General features: G+C 72.9%; 15 protein-coding genes and 1 riboswitch. Of the genes, 7 read left to right on the top strand and 8 right to left on the bottom strand.

Going from position 1 to position 16,292, the window contains the following annotated elements:
- Window positions 1-90: 90 nt before the first annotated feature.
- Complete coding sequence (locus ACTEI_RS12645; protein WP_122977834.1) at window positions 91-795, bottom strand: response regulator transcription factor; 705 nt, start codon at window positions 793-795, stop codon at window positions 91-93.
- A gap of 157 nt (window positions 796-952) precedes the next feature.
- Between ACTEI_RS12645 and ACTEI_RS12640 the strand changes: the two genes are divergently transcribed.
- From ACTEI_RS12640 to ACTEI_RS12620, 4 genes are all read left to right on the top strand, one after another.
- Complete coding sequence (locus ACTEI_RS12640; protein ID WP_122982104.1) at window positions 953-2,107, top strand: LolA family protein; 1,155 nt, start codon at window positions 953-955, stop codon at window positions 2,105-2,107.
- A gap of 85 nt (window positions 2,108-2,192) precedes the next feature.
- Entirely contained in the window at window positions 2,193-3,347 is a 1,155-nt protein-coding gene (trpB, locus tag ACTEI_RS12635; RefSeq protein WP_122977833.1) for a tryptophan synthase subunit beta, read from the top strand.
- Window positions 3,344-4,519, top strand: a complete 1,176-nt coding sequence (trpA, locus tag ACTEI_RS38250; protein WP_244940679.1) for a tryptophan synthase subunit alpha — start codon at window positions 3,344-3,346, stop codon at window positions 4,517-4,519. Before trpB ends, trpA begins: the two co-directional genes overlap by 4 nt.
- A complete protein-coding gene (locus ACTEI_RS12620) occupies window positions 4,506-5,207 on the top strand; it encodes a GntR family transcriptional regulator (RefSeq protein WP_239082488.1) in 702 nt (233 codons plus the stop codon). Before trpA ends, ACTEI_RS12620 begins: the two co-directional genes overlap by 14 nt.
- Window positions 5,208-5,433: 226 nt before the next feature.
- Here the strand turns inward: ACTEI_RS12620 and ACTEI_RS12615 are convergent, their stop codons facing one another.
- Window positions 5,434-6,054: a tyrosine-protein phosphatase gene (locus tag ACTEI_RS12615; RefSeq protein ID WP_122982103.1), complete on the bottom strand. Its 621-nt coding sequence runs from the start codon at window positions 6,052-6,054 to the stop codon at window positions 5,434-5,436.
- A 587-nt stretch (window positions 6,055-6,641) separates the two neighbouring features.
- On the opposite strand from ACTEI_RS12615, the gene ACTEI_RS12610 reads away from it, so the two are divergent.
- Complete coding sequence (locus ACTEI_RS12610) at window positions 6,642-7,085, top strand: DUF4265 domain-containing protein (protein WP_164465928.1); 444 nt, start codon at window positions 6,642-6,644, stop codon at window positions 7,083-7,085.
- 414 nt (window positions 7,086-7,499) lie between these two features.
- Here ACTEI_RS12610 and ACTEI_RS12605 read toward each other — a convergent pair whose 3' ends face one another.
- The 6 genes from ACTEI_RS12605 to ACTEI_RS12580 all read right to left on the bottom strand — a co-directional run bounded on the left by ACTEI_RS12605 (window position 7,500) and on the right by ACTEI_RS12580 (window position 13,745).
- Window positions 7,500-8,498, bottom strand: coding sequence for a phosphatase PAP2 family protein (locus ACTEI_RS12605; protein WP_122977830.1), 999 nt, complete (start codon window positions 8,496-8,498; stop codon window positions 7,500-7,502).
- Between the two features lie 242 nt (window positions 8,499-8,740).
- Complete coding sequence (locus tag ACTEI_RS12600; RefSeq protein ID WP_122977829.1) at window positions 8,741-9,742, bottom strand: tetratricopeptide repeat protein; 1,002 nt, start codon at window positions 9,740-9,742, stop codon at window positions 8,741-8,743.
- Window positions 9,739-10,980: a tetratricopeptide repeat protein gene (locus tag ACTEI_RS12595; protein ID WP_122977828.1), complete on the bottom strand. Its 1,242-nt coding sequence runs from the start codon at window positions 10,978-10,980 to the stop codon at window positions 9,739-9,741. Before ACTEI_RS12595 ends, ACTEI_RS12600 begins: the two co-directional genes overlap by 4 nt.
- 260 nt (window positions 10,981-11,240) lie before the next feature.
- Window positions 11,241-12,221 carry a C40 family peptidase gene (locus tag ACTEI_RS12590; RefSeq protein WP_239082489.1) on the bottom strand — a complete coding sequence of 327 codons (981 nt, stop codon included), beginning with the start codon at window positions 12,219-12,221 and terminating at the stop codon, window positions 11,241-11,243.
- A gap of 16 nt (window positions 12,222-12,237) precedes the next feature.
- Window positions 12,238-12,367: riboswitch (cyclic di-AMP (ydaO/yuaA leader) on the bottom strand.
- Window positions 12,368-12,480: 113 nt separating this feature from the next.
- Complete coding sequence (locus ACTEI_RS12585; protein ID WP_122977826.1) at window positions 12,481-13,398, bottom strand: M56 family metallopeptidase; 918 nt, start codon at window positions 13,396-13,398, stop codon at window positions 12,481-12,483.
- Window positions 13,395-13,745, bottom strand: a complete 351-nt coding sequence (locus ACTEI_RS12580; protein WP_122977825.1) for a BlaI/MecI/CopY family transcriptional regulator — start codon at window positions 13,743-13,745, stop codon at window positions 13,395-13,397. The genes ACTEI_RS12585 and ACTEI_RS12580 overlap by 4 nt, the downstream gene beginning before the upstream one ends.
- 76 nt (window positions 13,746-13,821) lie before the next feature.
- Here ACTEI_RS12580 and ACTEI_RS12575 point away from each other — a divergent pair, with 76 nt between their 5' ends.
- Together ACTEI_RS12575 and cydB are read left to right on the top strand one after the other, a co-directional pair.
- A complete protein-coding gene (locus ACTEI_RS12575) occupies window positions 13,822-15,234 on the top strand; it encodes a cytochrome ubiquinol oxidase subunit I (protein ID WP_122977824.1) in 1,413 nt (470 codons plus the stop codon).
- A gap of 12 nt (window positions 15,235-15,246) precedes the next feature.
- Entirely contained in the window at window positions 15,247-16,227 is a 981-nt protein-coding gene (gene cydB, locus ACTEI_RS12570) for a cytochrome d ubiquinol oxidase subunit II (RefSeq protein ID WP_122977823.1), read from the top strand.
- Window positions 16,228-16,292 lie beyond the last annotated feature (65 nt).

Here is a 16,292-nt window from a genome sequence, read left to right as displayed (position 1 = left end):
CCCGCCGTGCCCCGCACCGACCGCACACCGCGGGTCCGGCCGTGCGGCAGCACATTGCCGAGGCGCACACCGTGACGGCCGCTTCCCGGGTCACGGGCGGCTCTCCGCCGGTGCGCCCGGCTTCTCCGGCATCCCGGACAGGGGCACCAGCCGGTACCCGGCCCCGCGCACTGTCTCCAGCCGCTCCCGCCCGATCTTGCGACGCAGGTAGCCGACATACACCTCGACGGCGTTCGGCGCGGTGTCCAGCGCCGCGTCCCACACGTGGTCGAGCAGCTCGGTCTTCGAGACCACCTCACCGGGCCGGCGGATCAGGTACTCCAGCAGGGCGAACTCGCGGGTCGTCAGGGTCACCTCGGTGCCGGTCACGAGCACGCGCTTCTCCGCCGGGTCGAGCTCCACGTCGCCGCACGCGAGGACCACGGGACGGGCCTGGATGCCGCGGCGCAGCAGGGCACGCAGACGAGCCAGCAAGACGACGTACGAGAACGGCTTGGTCAGATAGTCGTCGGCGCCACAGTCCAGGCCGTCGGCCTGGTCGTATTCGCCGTCCTTGGCGGACAGCATCAGCACCGGCAGCCAGTGCCGCTCGGCGCGCAACTGCCGCACCACGCGGTAACCGGACAGCCGGGGCAGCATCACGTCGAGGATCATCGCGTCGTAGCCGCCGTGCCGGGCCATCTCCAGCCCGTCCTGCCCGTCATGGGCCACGTCCACCGCGAACCCCTCAGCCTGCAGGCCGCGGCGCAGGGCGGCCGCCAACCGTTCCTCGTCCTCCACCACCAGCAACCGCACGCCTTTCAGAGTCGCATGTCGTTGTCGTCGGCCGGCACCGGCTCTCAGTGACCTCTCAGCACGCCGACCCTTACCGCTGAGCCCCTACGGGTCGCTCTCAGCCTGATCACAGCGGCGCCGAAGCAGGATGGGTGCAGACCAACGGGAGGTGGACATCGTGTCCGTGTGGAAGTCCAGGCCCGCACTGCGCTGGCTGGTGCCGGGGGCCACGGCGATAGTCGTCATCGGAGGCGGCGCGGCGGCCGGCACGATCGTGGCCAGCGCTGAGCCGTCGCTGCCGGAGCGCAGCGCGGCCCAGCTGCTGGTGGATCTGCAGAACGCCAAACCCGCCGGCCTCTCCGGCACCGTGGTACAGAGCGCCGATCTCGGCCTGCCCGGTGTCGCGGGCCTGGCGAGCAGCCTCGGCGCCTCCGCGGGAGGCGGCCTGACCAATCTTGTCTCCGGGAGCAACACCGCCCGCGTGTGGTACGCGGGCGAGGACAAGGTGCGGCTCGCCCTGCAGAGCGCGCAGGGTGAGACCGATGTGATCCGTAACGGGTCGGACCTCTGGCAGTGGAGCAGCTCGGCGAACACCGGCATGCACCTCAAGCTGCCGGCCGACACCACTGCCAAGCCGCACTCGCTGCCGAGCGCGGTGCCCTCGACCCCGCAGGAGGCGGCCGACGCGGCTCTCGCCGCGATCACCCCGAGCACCAAGGTCCAGACCACGGGCGCGGCGCAGGTCGCCGGGCGTGACGCATACGAACTGGTGCTCAGCCCGAAGGACACCGAGTCGCTGGTGGGCCAGCTGCGGCTGGCGATCGACGCCGAGGAGCACATCCCGCTGCGGGTCGAGGTGTACGCCAAGAACGCGGTCAAGCCGGCCGTCCGGATCGCCTTCGACACCATCAGCTTCCAGGTGCCGGACGCCGAGCAGTTCACCTTCAACCCGCCGCCGGGCGCGAAGATCGACGAGGTCGGGTCGAAGGCCGTGAAGCCCTCGGACGCCACGGAGAAGAGCACGGCACGTCCCGCGTCGAAGGTGCCCGCCGGCGCCGAGGCCGCCGAGCCCACGGTGATCGGCAAGGGCTGGACCGCCATCGCTTCCGGCAAGATCCCGGCCGACGCCCTGGACCGGCTGACCGGCGTGGGCAAGGGCTCGGGCGAGAAGGCCGACCAGGCCAAGGCGCTGCTGAGCATGGTGCCGGAGGTCAGCGGCTCGTGGGGCAAGGGACGCCTGCTCAGCGGATCGCTGTTCAGCGTGCTCATCACCGATGACGGCCGGGTGTTCGCCGGCCTGGTGACTCCGGAGGCGTTGTACAAGGTCGCCTGACCTCCGTTCCGAAAATAGTTCTAGAACTTTGCCGCCCCATCATGGCATGCTGGGGCGGCAGAGTTCTATAACTTTTGGAGCGGCGATGTCTTTGATGAGTGCGCCCACCGCGACCGGCCGGTTCGGTCAGTTCGGTGGGCGCTACGTCCCCGAGTCCCTGATCCCGGCCTGCGCCGCCCTGGACGTGGCGTTCCGTGACGCCTGGTCCGACCCGGCCTTCCGGGACCGTCTCGCCCGCCTGCGCGCCGACTACGCCGGCCGCCCCACCGCCCTCACCCCGGCGGAGAACCTGTCCGCTCAGCTCGGCATCACGCTGCTGCTCAAGCGCGAGGATCTGGCGCACACCGGCTCCCACAAGATCAACAATGTCCTCGGCCAGGCGCTGCTCGCGCGGCGGATGGGCAAGACCCGGCTGATCGCCGAGACGGGCGCGGGCCAGCACGGGGTCGCCACCGCCACCGCGGCCGCCCTGTTCGGCATGCGGGCCACGGTCTACATGGGCGAGCGCGACATCGCCCGGCAGCAGCTCAACGTCTTCCGTATGGAGCTGCTCGGCGCCGAGGTGATCCCGGTGACCAGCGGCAGTCGCACGCTGAAGGACGCGACCAACGAGGCGATGCGCGCGTGGGTGGCCGCTGTCGACGAGGCGCACTTCTGTCTGGGCTCGGTCGCCGGCCCACACCCCTATCCGTGGCTGGTCCGCGAACTGCAGCGGGTGATCGGCGAGGAGGCCCGCGCCCAGGCCCCGAGCGTGCCCGACGTGGTGGTGGCATGCGTGGGCGGCGGCTCCAACGCGGCCGGCACGTTCGCCGGATTCGTCGACACACCGGCCCGGCTGGTCGGGGTGGAGGCCGCCGGTGGCGCCGCGATGACCGACGGGACGCCCGGCGTGGTGCACGGTTACCGATCATTCGTCCTGCAGGATCCGGACGGGCAGGTGCTGGAGGCCGAGTCGATCGCCGCCGGCCTCGACTATCCGGGCATCGGTCCCGAGCACGCCCATCTGGGCGCCTCCGGCCGAGCGGAATACCGCACGGTCACCGACGAGGAGGTGATCACCGCGGTGCGCCGGCTGGCCCGCAGCGAGGGCATCATCTGCGCGCTGGAGTCGGCCCACGCGGTGGCCTGGGTGCTGCGGGCAGCCGGCACACCGGACCTGCCGACCGGCTCCACCGTCCTGCTCACGCTTTCCGGCCGGGGCGACAAGGACATGGCGACGCTGGCGGGTGAGGGCCGGTGAAGCGGCTCAATCCGTACCTGACCGCCGGCATCACCGAGAACTGGATCGACTACCTGCTGGCCTTCCAGGAGGGCGGCGCCGACGCGGTGGAGATCGGCCTCCCGTTCTCCGACCCGATGCTCGACGGCGCCACCATCCAGCAGGCCTCCGACCAGGCGCTACGTCGTGGCGTCACGATCGGCTCCCTCCTGACCGAGCTGACCGCCGCCCGGGATCGTATCCGCATCCCGCTGATCGCCATGACCTACGCCAACCTGGTCTTCCGGGAGCAGCCCGCCACGTCCCGCAGAGGTCACGTCAGTGCGGCGCCGGCGCCTCTGCGCGCTTCCCTTCCCACCACGGGAGCGGCAACCACCCGAGACACCCCCCGGGACGCCGGGCCGACAACCGCCCTGAGCCGCACAACCCCCGCCACCGAAGCGGCCACCGCCCCGCGCACCCGGCCGACGACCACCCCGAGCCCCACAACCCCCGCCACCGAAGCGGCCACCGCCCCGCGCACCCGGCCGACGACCACCCCGAGCCCCACAACCCTCACCACCGAAGCGGCCACCACCGCAGACGCCCGAACGACCGCTGTCCCGGACGGCTCCGGCAGCGGGCCGGTTGCCCCACCGCACGGCTCCGGCCGCGCACCTGCCGCCTCCGCCGGTGGCCCCGAGGAGTTCTGCCGGCGGCTCGCCGCCGCCGGCATTTCCGGGCTGATCGTTCCCGACGTGCCGGTCGACGAGGCGGATCGACTGGAGGCGGCCGCGACCTCCGCCGGCATCGACCTGGTCCTGCTCGCCGCGCCGGTCACGCCGCCGGAACGGTTGGCCCAGATCGGCGCCCGGAGCCGCAATTTCGTGTACGCGGTGAGCGTCATGGACACCACCGGGGAACGCGACACCCTCGCCGAGTCGGCCGCTCCGCTCGCCACCCGGATCAAGGCGGTCACCGACCTGCCGGTGCTGATCGGATTCGGCATCTCCACGCCGGCGCAGGCCGCTGCGGCCGCGCAGTCCGCGGACGGGGTGGTGATCGGCGCGGCCCTGATGCGTAGGGTTCTGGACGGTGCGTCGCCCGATGACCTGCGAGCCGAGGTCGCCGCGTTCCGCGCCGCCCTTGACCAGCTCGACCAGGAGGTGCCCGCTGCCCCCGCGCACGCCGAAGTACCAGGTGATCGCCGATGATCTGACCAGCAAGATCAAGGACGGCGAGTGGCCGCCCGGATCCGCCCTGCCTCCGCAGAAGGAGCTCAGCTCGCGGTACGGGGTCACCCTGGCGACGCTGCGGCAGGCCCTCCAACGGCTGGAGGACGAGGGCCTGCTCTCGCAGGAGCCAGGGCGGGGCACGTTCGTGTTCCCGCGAGCGAAATACCAGCTCACCTCGCTGCACGGATTCGCCGACGATCTGCGAGCCCAGGGCCAGACGGTCACCACGGAGATCCTCGACCAGTCCGCGGCGACACCTCCGGACTGGGCCGCCGCCCGGCTGGGCGACGGGCCGGCGCTACGCCTGGAACGGCTACGGCTGGTCGCCGGGCGGCCCGCAGTGCACCAGCTGTCCTGGGTGCGCGGCACCGACCTGGTCTCCGTCGACCTCAGCGACACCTCGCTGTACGCGGCGTTGATCAACCAGGGACATCTGGTGCACCGAGCCTCCGAGGTGGTGCGGCCCGGATTGCTCGAGGAACCGGTGGCCGGGCTGCTTCGCCGGCCGCCGGGTGAGCCGGTGCTGGTGTCCGAGCGGGTGACATACGCGTTGGACGAGACGGTGCTGGTCGTCGACCGGGCCACCATGCTCGGATCGGCCATGGAGATCCGGACGGAGCGAGCGGCCTCCGGTCTCTCCGTCCAGTGGAGTCGCCCCGCCACCTGAACCATCGCCTGCCCGGCACAGCGCGGTGCTGGGCCCGTCTCCGGCTTCCCCAGGCCTTCCCTGAGCGAAGCGGCGCCGGTGCATGGTAGCCGCGCCACGAGTCCCGCACCTGGCCGGCTACGAGCAGTTCGGCGCGCCGCGCCGCCGGGGATGCCGGGGGAAGCGGCCGGCATGTGCGCTGCTCAGGGCAGGCGCCTGGCTCGGGTCGCCAGGAAGAGCACCACGGTCAGGACGGCCGGACGGTGAGGCGTTCCCGGATCGCGGTGAGGTCGGTGGCGGGCACGCCGCAGTAGGTCAGGTAGGCCGGTACCCCGCCGTAGCGGGTGGTGGCGTGCATCAGGGTGTTGCGCATCGCGTCGGAGGAGGTGCCAGGAGTCTGGGCGAAGTCGCTGGCGATGTCCTCCGGGGCGACACCGGCTACCGCGAGCAGGAGCGCGACCAGGGCTCCGGTGCGGTCACGTCCGCTACGGCAGTGGACGAGAAGGCCGCCCGGCGGAGCGCTGGCGATCTCCCGGAAGGCATGGGCGATCCGGACGGTGTTGTGGTCCAGCATGGGGCCATAGGTGTCCGCCGGCGGGTCGTAGCCCATCGGGTCGGCGAGGAGGGGCACGTGCCGGTAGGACGGGTCGCCGGAGAATGGGCTCGGGTCCGCGGCGCACTCACGAGACGAGCGCAGGTCCAGGATGCGCGCGACGCCCAGGGCCCGGATGGCGCGGACCGCGTCCGGGGTCAGGCGGCCGTGGCTGTCGGACCGGATCAGCGCCCCGGGGCGGACCCGGCCGCCTTCGGCGGTGGGGAGACCGCCGAGATCGCGAGCGTTCTTGCAGTCCGGCCAGTCGAGGTTCACCGATCCAGCGTAGGACGCCGCGCGCGTCACGAGGTGACAGCAGACCCGGGAGGACAGCGCTGCCGAGCTGCCGAGCTGCCGAGCTGCCGAGCTGCCGAGCTGCCGAGCTGCCGAGCTGCCGAGACGAACGATGCGACGTCGGACCCGACCGGCCAGTCCGGCATCCAGACCAACAGCGGACCGGCACCACACCCGCCGACCGGACCGACAGCCCAAACCCACACCGGCCCGCCGACCCCACCGACAAACCAAACCCACATCAGCCCAGCGACCCCACCAACACCACACCCGCCGATTCCACCGACAAAGCAGACCCACACCGGCCCGACGACCGGACCAACACCACACCCAGCCGTAGCTGCGGGCAAACGATCGCCAGCCGGACGACCGGCCAACGACGGCTGCGGACCGAAGACGCCGGTGCGCGGCGTGCAACCGAGACCGGGCATCGGAGGGGTGGGTGAAGATCGCGGGTCGGCAACGATGTGCGAAACTGCGGCGGGTTGGTCGGGCGTGGCCGCGTGGAATGCCCCAGAATGCCCGGCGTGACCGTTGAGGAATTGGCGGAACACTCGCACGTTCGGCTGGTGGCTGGACTGGGGGCGGGTGGGCGACTTGTCTACGAGACGGTGCTGACCCGGACCATCGAGCCCGGTGTGCACCTGGTGCTCGGCACACCGGCGCTGGTGGAGGGACTCGCGGCCGGCGACCGGATCCGGGTGCAGGCCGGCGGCGCGTTCGAGGTGGTGCGGCACGGCGGCAACATCTGCCTCCTGGTGGTACCGAAACGACCGCCCGGTGCGGACGATCTGGGACTGTTGCGGGACGCCTTCGACGAGCTGGGCGGGATCGTGGAGCTGCCGGCGGACCGGCGGTTCATCGTGATCACCGTGCCGGCGGCCGCCGGGTTCGACGCGGTGGAGGCGGCCATCGACGGATGGACCGGGCCGCGCGGGGCGCACTGGGAGTACGGCAACGTCTACGACGCCGAGGGCAATCCACTGAACTGGTGGGAGCAGCAGCAGGACTAGCGAAGGGCGCCGGAACGGGCCACCGCCGCAACTCGGACCTGGCCCGAAGGTACGCGCCGGCGAAGCGCTCGGCGGTCGCGGAGCGCGCCGCGAGCGGCAGCCCGACCCGCGGCGGACCCGTCAACGCGGCACGGGCAGCGCAGCACCGGAACCGCGGCACCGCGCAGCGCGGCACCGGAACCACGGCAGCGCGGCATCGCGCAGCGCGGCATCGCGCAGCGCGGCATCGCGCAGCGCAGCGCAGCGCAGCGCAGCGCAGCGCAGCGCAGCATCGCGCAGCGCAGCGCAGCATCGCGCAGCGCAGCATCGCCCGGCGCGGCACCGCTCAGCGGCTCCCTGCACAGCGGCACCGGTCAGCGGCCCCTGCACACAGCATCGCTCAACGGCTCACTGCACGGATGCACGGCAACGCCGTCAACGGCGCGACGCGGACCTCTCCAGCGGGACACGCGGACGTGGCACCGACGCCCGGACCGACACGCCGGCGCCCGCCCCCGGACCGGTGACATCCCCCGACGGGCCGACGGCGGGCGCGCCCCCCGGCGTGCTGGGGGGCGGCGCGCCGCCCGGCGCGACCGTGGCCGAAGCGGCGAGCGGGTCGGACGAATCGCCGCGCCCGGCGCCGGGTACCGCAGCGACGGCGGGCGCCGGGACCGTGGCGGCGCCCGGGAGCTGTCCGGGGACCGGGACGTCCGGGCCGCCGGGGAACTGCGAACGCACCACCGCGTACGCCACGGCCAGCAGCGCACCGGCCGCGATCGCGTCCAGCCAGTAGTGGTTGCCGGTCGCCACCACCACCAGCAGGGTGATCACCGGGTGCAGGAGCCACAGCGCACGCCACCGCATCGATGTCGCGCTGATCAGCGCGATCGCCACCACGACGGCCCAGCCGACGTGCAGGGAGGGCATCGCCGCGTACTGGTTGGAGAGCTGGTCGGTCTCCGGCGCGCCGTAGACGGCCGGGCCGTACAGGCGGCCCAGGTCGAGCATTCCGGTGCCGGTGAGCATCCGCGGCGGGGCCAGCGGCATCACGAAGTGCACCAGCAGCGCGGCGCCGGTGAGCAGGACCAGCACGTTGCGGGTCCAGCGGTAGTGCGCCGGACGGCGGAGGTACAGCCAGATCAGGCAGGCGGCGGTGGCCGGGAAGTGCACGTACGCGTAGTAGCAGTTCGCCACCTCGACCAGCCAGTGCCAGCTCAGCAGCCGGTGCTGCACGCTCAGCTCGCCCGGCAGGCGTAACCGGCGCTCCAGGTCCCACACCGTGCGGGCGTTGTCGTAGGCCTGGGCGACGTGTCCGGTCGCCGCCAGCCGGCCGACCTTGTAGACCAGGAACAGGACGGCGACCAGGCCGAGCTCGCGGAGCGCGGAGAGCCAACCGGACCGGGTGGCGCGGGGCGGGGCGTCGACGGTCACGGCAGAGCTCCTCGATGAGCCGGCCGGCGTGGGGCACACCGGCACGATAAAAACGAAAAGTCGTCACATCGATGGGGCAGGGTGACATGACGTGACACCGGCGCAACAATAGTGATCCACTGCAACACCGGCGCTGAGCTGCGGCTTCGCGCGCCCGGAGAAGTCCGGGTGTCGGCCGGTCAAGCGGGGCCTGAATGCGCCATGACGCCCAGCATCCAAAGATCTTGCCAGGTGGGCAAGTTTCAGCCGGTCGATAGTGATGTAGCCCGCATCCGGAGCAGAGCGCCCCCGGACAGCGCGGCGAGCAGCAGCACCGGCCACCGCCCGGTCACCGCGTACGCCAGGAGCAGCGCGACCGAACCGCCGGCCGCGACCAGCCCGGCGAGCACCGCGCGCCGCGGCAGAAACGCCAGGCACCGCCACGGCAGGCGGCCCGCCGGCAGCAGCACCCGCGCCGCGAAAGTGATCATCACGACCGCCACCACCAACGCGGTCGGGCGCGCGAAACACTCCGCCGGCACCCACCAGCGGGCCGCCAGGCGCATCCCGAACACCAGCGGCACGCCCACCGCCAGCCCGCGCCGCAACCCGGCCAGCACGCCCAGGATCGGCCACGCCAGCGTCTGGCCGCCGAGCCGGTCCGGATGCTCGGCGGCCAGCTGACGCAGTCCGCGCATGGCGCCGGCGACATGCAGGCGCTCCGCGTCGAGCAGGGCGACCAGCCACCGTCCGCCGGGGTGCTCCGGGTCCTCGGCCAGCGCGGCCCGGGTGGCCCGCGCCGCGGCCCGGCGGCGGCCGGAGATCCGCTCCACCTCGGCGAGGGTGAGCAGGCTGGCCACCGACCGGGGGTCGAAGGCCAGCGCCTGCCGGGCCGCGGTCCGGGCCCGGCCGAAATCCCGCCCGGCGGCGTGCGCGCGGGCCAGGACCCGGTGCGCCTGGGGTTCGGCGGGGCGCAGCCGGACCGCTTCGGTCGCGGCCGCGACCGCCTCCGCGGTACGGGCGAGCGCGATCAGGTTCTCCGCACGTTCCGCGTGCGCCCCGGCCGCGCCGGGCACCACCGCGACCGCGGCGTCCGCGGCGGCGAGGGCGTCGCCGGGCCGGCCACGCAACCGCAGCACCGCGGCGAGCAGCGCGAGCAGCTCGGCGTCTGCGAGCCGGTCGGCCAGCCCGGAGCGCACCTCGGCCTCGGCCCGGTCGTAGCGGCCCAGCTCGGCCAGCAGTCGCGCACGCGCCGCCGCGGTCACCGCGACTTGCGCTTCTTCAGGTACGCGGCCAGGTCGTCGTACTCACCGCTCTGGTTGGCGAACAGCGCGACGTTGCGGGCGGTGGCGAACCACGCGTCGGTGGAGGGCCGGACCTCGCGCGCCGCGGCCAGCATGTCGACCTGGGCGATCATGCGGATCTCGCCGGTGGCGATGGAGTCGCGCATCGCGTACTCGGCGGCGGTTTCGCACAGATGCGCCAGGTCGGCGCCGGAGAAGCCGTCGGTCGCCGCGGCCACGGCGGCGAGATCGACGCCCGCGACCGGACGGTCCCGCAGGTGGTACTCGATGATCGCGGCCCGCGCCGGGCGGTCCGGCGGCAGCACCAGGACGGTCCGGTCCAGCCGTCCCGGCCGGCGCAGGGCGGCGTCCACGTCCCACGGGGCGTTCGTCGCCGCCAGCACGAAGACGCCCTCGTTGCCGCCCTGCACCCCGTCCAGCTCGGTGAGCAGCTGGTTGACCACGGTACGCATCGCCGACGAGTGCAGCTGGCTGCGCTTGTGCCCGAGCGCGTCGATCTCGTCGAGGAACAGCACGCACGGCGCGTGCGCGCGGGCCGACTCGAACAGATCGTGCAGGTTGCGCTCGGAGCTGCCCACCCACATGGTGAGCACGTCGGTGATCGACAGCGAGACGAAGGCGGCGCCCATCTCCCCCGCGACCGCCCGGGCCAGGAAGGTCTTGCCGCAGCCGGGCGGGCCGTAGAGCAGCAGCCCGCCGCGCAGGCTCTTGCCGAACAGGCTGCGCAGCCGGGGATTGCGCAGCGGGCCGAGGAAGGAGACCTCCAGGCGCTTCTTGACCTCGGCCATGCCGCCGACATCGGCCAGTGTGACCGTGGAACGCTCCACGTCGAAGGCGCGGTCGTCGTGGCCGGTGACCGCTTCGGGTCGGTCGCCGGCGGGGGCGAAGCGCGGCGCGACGACATCGCCGAACTGCTGCTCCAGGGCGGCCCAGTCGACGGCGCCGGGCGTGTCGCCCGGGGCCGGCCCGGGCCCGGGGACCGGCCGCGCCGGGGTGGCCGGTGGGTTCAGCGCGGACATCATGAGACGCCGCGCGGCCTCGTTGCCCGGCTCCCGGCCGAGCACCTGAGCGGCGTGCTCGACGGCCTCGGCGCCACGCCCGGCGGCCACCAGCAGCTCGGCCAGGTGCAGCCGCAGCGGCAGGTCGTCCGGGCGGGCCCGCACCGCCGCGGTGAGGCTGTCGATCAAGGCGTCGCTCATGAGACGCGATTATGCCCGCGCCCCGGCCCGGCGTTGCCGCGGCAGGCTCGACAAGCGCCCGACCGGCGCCGTACCGACGGCGATGGGCGGCCGGCGGGGCGCCCGACCGGCATCCTCCGCGTGGGCGGCCGGCGGGAGCCGCGAGGAGCCGACCGGCACGGGGCTCGGCTGCGAAGCCTGCGGACGGGGGCTGCCGGGTCGTACCGGAGGAAAGGCCGCCCCCGGCGAACCGGAAGCGGCCCTCGATCCGGACCGGCGGTCTAGCCCGGCCGGCGGTAGCCGGCGATCGGACCGCGGTCGATCGTCGCCATCCGCACGTGGTCGCCGGTGTGCGGCGCGTGCACCACCATGCCGCCACCGATGTAGATGGCCACATGATGCACGTCGGAGTAGTAGAAGACCAGGTCACCCGGCCTCAACTCGCTCCGGCTCACCGGCGTGGTGGAACCCCACTGATCCTTCGTGTAGTGCTCGAGGTGCACTCCGACGGCCGCCCACGCCTCCTTCGTCAGCCCCGAGCAGTCGTAGCTGTTCGGACCCTCGGAACCGAAGACGTACGGCTTACCGATCAGGTCACACGCCCGCTGAGCGGCCCGGCCACCCTTGTCGTTGGTGTAGTCCACCGGGCACGGACCCGTGCGGTACGGCCCGTCGCTCTCGCCCGCCGCGCCGTACGCCCTGATCCGCAACTTCTGGAGGGACTTGATCTCCTTCTCGATCGCCGCCTTCTTCTGCTTCAGGTCGGCGTCCCGGGCGGAGATCTCGGATGCCAGCGCATCCACCTTCTGCTTGTCGGCGGCGTACTTGTCGCGCAGTTTCACGACGCCGCTGATCGATTCCTGGCGGTTGGTGGCCAGCTGCTCGAGAAGCGAGAGCTTCTCGGTCAGACCGGTCGGCGAGCCGCTCAGGATCGCGCCGAGGGCGCTCGGCGGGCCCTGCATGTAGGCGTCGGCCGCCAGGCCACGCACCTGCGACATCGCCGCGTCGACCTGCTTCTGCAGTGGGGCGAGCGTCCTGTTCAGCTGCCGCTGCTGCTTCTGCAGCTTGGTCAGCTTCCCGTGCACGTCGTTGTAGTCCTCGATGACGGGCTCGAGCTCGTTCCACCGCTTGTCGATCTGGTCCTCGACGCTGGACGGCGAAGGTGTGGCGTGGGCAACGACAGGTCCGGTGAGAACGAGCCCGGCAGCGGCGACCGCGCACAGCACACTGCGCAGCACGCCACGCGCGCCTATCCGTTTCACGTAGGTGCGTTGTCCTTTCTTCCCACTCGGCCGCCGACCGGGTTAGCTGACGGGTTCGGGCGGGAAGCGCGCCCGGCCACTGGGTGGCTGCACCCCGGGTACCTGGGTCCCCGGCTCGCCTCGCGGCGATTAGGCGGTGGTTCGTCAGATCGGCCGGGTGGACGATGGGGGGCTGCCGAACCGGAGACCACCGTACTCGGATCATGCGGGCAGATGAAGGCCAGCCGGGCAGGGATACCCCATGCACACCCATCCGCACTCAGAGTGAGCGAAACGGCCACGCGTCCAGCGCCTGACCGAGCCACGGAACGACCAGGATCACCGTGGGTAGCACCAGGAGACCGGCGGCGGCGATGCCGGCGAGGACCGCCAGACCGGTCGACGTGGACGCCGGACCGGCCAGCCGGTCGAGCCTGCGCCGGCGGGATTCACCCGCCGGGTCGGCGGGCGCCTCCTCCGCCAGGGGGACGGCGTCGGACAGGCGGGCCAGCGCGGCACGCAGCGGGGCCGGGCCGGTGCGGCGGCGGGCGGCGTCGTCGGAGACCATCTCCAGAAGCAGGTGTACGGCATCCAGCGGCGCCCGGCTGCGCAGCGGGCGCGGCACCGCCTGGTAGAACGCCGTGAACGACTCCATCACCAGCTCGTGCCGGTGCCGCAGGTGTGCCTGCTCGTGGGCGAGCACCGCGTCGACCTGCGCCCGGTCGAGGACGCGCAGCACCGCGTCGCTGAGCACCACCCGCGGCTGCCGCCCGGGCACGCAGTACGCCAGCGGCAGCGCGCCGTCGAGCACCCGCACCTCGGCGCCGCCCAGCTCGCGGTGCCGCTCCACCCGGTCCAGCAGGTCGACCAGCATCCGGTGCCGGGCCCGCCGGGCGCGGGCCCGGGCGCTGACCCGGATCAGCGAGATCAGCAGCCGGATCACGATGGTGGCGGCCACCGCCAGGGACAGGACCAGCGCCGCGACGGTCCACGGATGGTCCGCGCCGGCCGCCCGGGTCAGCTCCTCCGGGGCGGCCAGGACCACCCCGAGCGCGCAGAGCACCGAGGTCAGCGTGATCGCCTGCCAGAGCAGGACGGCGGCCACCGGCGCGCGGTCCGGCCAGCGCGCGCCCGCCAGGACGCCCGGGACGACCAGCGAGAGGGTCAGCCCGAGAGCGCCGAGCAGGAGCGCGGTCACGGCTCCTTCTGGGTGGCTTCCATGGCGGCCCGCAGCGCGTCGGGCGGCAGCTGGCCGAGGAAGTAGGCGAGCGCGGCGTCGCGGTCCGGTGTGGCGCTGAGCGCGTCGAGCATCAGGCCGGCGGTCATCTCCTCGCGCGTCTGCGCCGGGGCGTACCGGTACGCCCGGTCGGCCCGCTGCTGGACGACGAGCTGCTTCTTGGCGAGGCGGTCGAGGACGGTCATCACGGTCGTGTACGCCAGCTCCCGGTCACGGCTGAGCCGCTCGTGCACCTGCCGCACGGTCAGCGGCTCACGAGCATCCCACAGCTGTGTCATGACCTCGCGTTCGAGATCGCCTAGTGCCATGTGACCCATCCTACTAGGGCCGGTCGTACTACGCCTCGTAGTATCTACTACGAAGAGTCGTAGAGGGGGACACCCGATGGACGTGCTCGACCTGACCCGCCTGCAGTTCGCGGTCGTGACGATCTACCACTACCTGTTCGTCCCGCTGTCGATCTGCCTGTCGGCGACCGCGGCCGGGCTGCACCTGACCTGGCTGCGCACCGGCGACGACCGGTTCCGCGACCTCACCCGGTTCGTCGGGAAACTGCTGATCGTGACGTTCGCGGTCGGCGTGGTCACCGGCCTGGTGCAGGAGTTCCAGTTCGGGCTCGGCTGGAGCGCGTTCGCCAAGTTCTACGGCGACGTGTTCGGCCCGACGCTGGCCATCGAGGGGATGCTCGCGTTCTTCCTGGAGGCGACGTTCCTCGCGCTGTGGTATTTCGGGTGGGGCCGGCTGCCCCGGCGGCTGCACGCCGCGACCATCGTGATCGTCGCGGCCGGGACACTGCTGTCGGCGTACATCATCCTGGCGGCGAACTCGTTCATGCAGAACCCGGTGGCGTACGCGCTCGACCCGGTCACCGGGCGCGCCCATCTGACCAGCTTCGTCGAGTTGCTCACCAACGAGGTGGTGCTGGCCGCGTTCCCGCACACCATGGCCGGGGCCGCGATGGCCGGCGGCGGGCTGCTGCTGGCGATCGGCGTCCGGCGGCTGGCGGCCGACCCCGCCTTCCGTACGCTGTCCCGCCTCGGCGCGTGGCTGATGCTGGCCGGCGGGGCGCTGACCGCGATCACCGGCGACCACCTCGGCAAGGTGATGACCGCGGTGCAGCCGATGAAGATGGCCGCCGCCGAGGCCCTCTACGAGACCACCACCGGCGCGCCGTTCTCGGTCTTCGCGCTCGGCACGCTGGGCCACGAGAAGCCGTTCCTGACCGTGGAGATCCCCCGCCTGCTCTCCTTCCTCGGCACCGGCTCGTTCAGCGGGACCGTGCAGGGCATCGACGACCTGCAGGCGCAGTACGTGGCGCAGTACGGTCCGGGCAGCTACGTACCGATGATCCCGGTGGCGTTCTGGACGTTCCGGCTGATGATCGGCGCCGGGGTGGCCGGCATGGCGCTCGCGGCGTACTACCTCTGGGCCTCCTCCACCAGGAAGTGGCGGCTCCCGCTGCTGCCCGCGGCCCTGCAGGCCGGCGCCGGCGTCCCCGGCTGGGCGAGGCGGATCCTGCTGCTGGCGCCGCTGCTGCCGGCCGCCGCGAACACGTTCGGGTGGGTGTTCACCGAGACCGCGCGACAGCCGTGGCTGGCGTTCGGGATCTCGACCGTGGCCGACGGGGTGTCCCCCGGGCTCACCAGCGTCGAGGTGGTCGCGTCGCTGGCCGGGTTCACGCTCGTCTACGGGCTGCTGGCGGTCGCCTGGTACCGGCTCGTCGTCCATCTCTGCGGCAAGCCGCTCGCCGAGGTCCCGGAGAAGTCGCCCGCGGCGGACCCCGCCCCGGCCTACTAGGAGCTGCCTTCCATGATCACGTTCTGGTTCGCGATCCTCGTCCTCGCCTGGGTGCTGTACTTCGTCCTGGAGGGCTTCGACTTCGGCGTCGGCGTGCTCGCCCCGTTCCTCGGCCGCGACGACCACGAGCGCGCGGCGGCCATCCGGACGATCGGCCCGTTCTGGGACGGCAACGAGGTGTGGCTGGTCGCCGCGATCGGCGTCACCTTCGCCGCCTTCCCCGACTGGTACGCCGTCCTGCTGGCCGGGACGTACCTGCCGATGGTCGGCATCCTGCTGCTGCTCGCGGTGCGCGGGGTGGCCCTGGAGTTCCGCGGCAAACACGACTCGCCGGCCTGGCGGCGGCGCTGCGACCGGCTGCTGGCCGGGTCATCGGCCGGGGTGGTGCTGCTCTGGGGCGCGCTGCTCGGCGTCTTCGTCCACGGCCTGGCCCTCGGCCCGGACGGCACGGTCACCGGCAACGGCCTCGGCCGCAGCCTGTCCCCGCTGCTCACCCCGGCCGCCGGTCTCGGCGCGCTGGCCGCGCTGTTCGGCGCGGTGATGCTCGGCGCCACCTTCCTGGCCCTGCGCACCACCGGACCGGTCCGCCGCCGCGCGGTGGCGCTGGGCCGGCACGGCGGGAACCTCGGCACGGTCGGCCTGCTGCTCGCCGGCATCGCCACCGGCTCCCGGCTCGCCCTGGTCGCGGCGGTGCTCAGCGTCATCGCCGGGATGCTGGCCCGGCAGGGCCGCGAGGGCGGGGCGTTCACGGCGGTCGCGCTCGGCGTGGCCGGGGCGGTGGTCGCGGTGTTCACCGCGCACGGGTCGGTGGTGCTGCGCAGCACACTGGACCCGATGTGGTCGCTGACCCGCGAGTCGGCGGCGGCCGGGCCGGCCGCGCTGCGGCTGATCACCGTCGCCGGCGTGATCGTGCTGCCCGGGGTGCTGGCCTACCAGACCTGGTCGTACTGGGTGTTCCGGCGCCGGATCGCCAGCGAACGGGTGCCGTCGTGACGCCGCCGGGGCCCGGGCGGGCGGCACCGCCGGACCCCGACCCGGCCAGGTTCGGCTTGGTCCGG

Origin of the sequence: Actinoplanes teichomyceticus ATCC 31121 (assembly GCF_003711105.1) — a bacterium.
GTDB classification, from domain to species: domain Bacteria; phylum Actinomycetota; class Actinomycetes; order Mycobacteriales; family Micromonosporaceae; genus Actinoplanes; species Actinoplanes teichomyceticus.
The sequence above is the reverse complement of the archived record's forward strand: the minus strand, read 5'-3'. Positions and strand labels throughout refer to the sequence as shown.

Coding starts and splice junctions, on each gene's coding strand:
- trpB (WP_122977833.1), top strand. CDS start 2,193: ATGTCTTTGATGAGTGCGCCCACCGCGACCGGCCGGTTCGGTCAGTTC.
- ACTEI_RS12595 (WP_122977828.1), bottom strand. CDS start 10,980: ATGAGCGACGCCTTGATCGACAGCCTCACCGCGGCGGTGCGGGCCCGC.
- ACTEI_RS12580 (WP_122977825.1), bottom strand. CDS start 13,745: ATGGCACTAGGCGATCTCGAACGCGAGGTCATGACACAGCTGTGGGAT.
- ACTEI_RS12575 (WP_122977824.1), top strand. CDS start 13,822: ATGGACGTGCTCGACCTGACCCGCCTGCAGTTCGCGGTCGTGACGATC.
- cydB (WP_122977823.1), top strand. CDS start 15,247: ATGATCACGTTCTGGTTCGCGATCCTCGTCCTCGCCTGGGTGCTGTAC.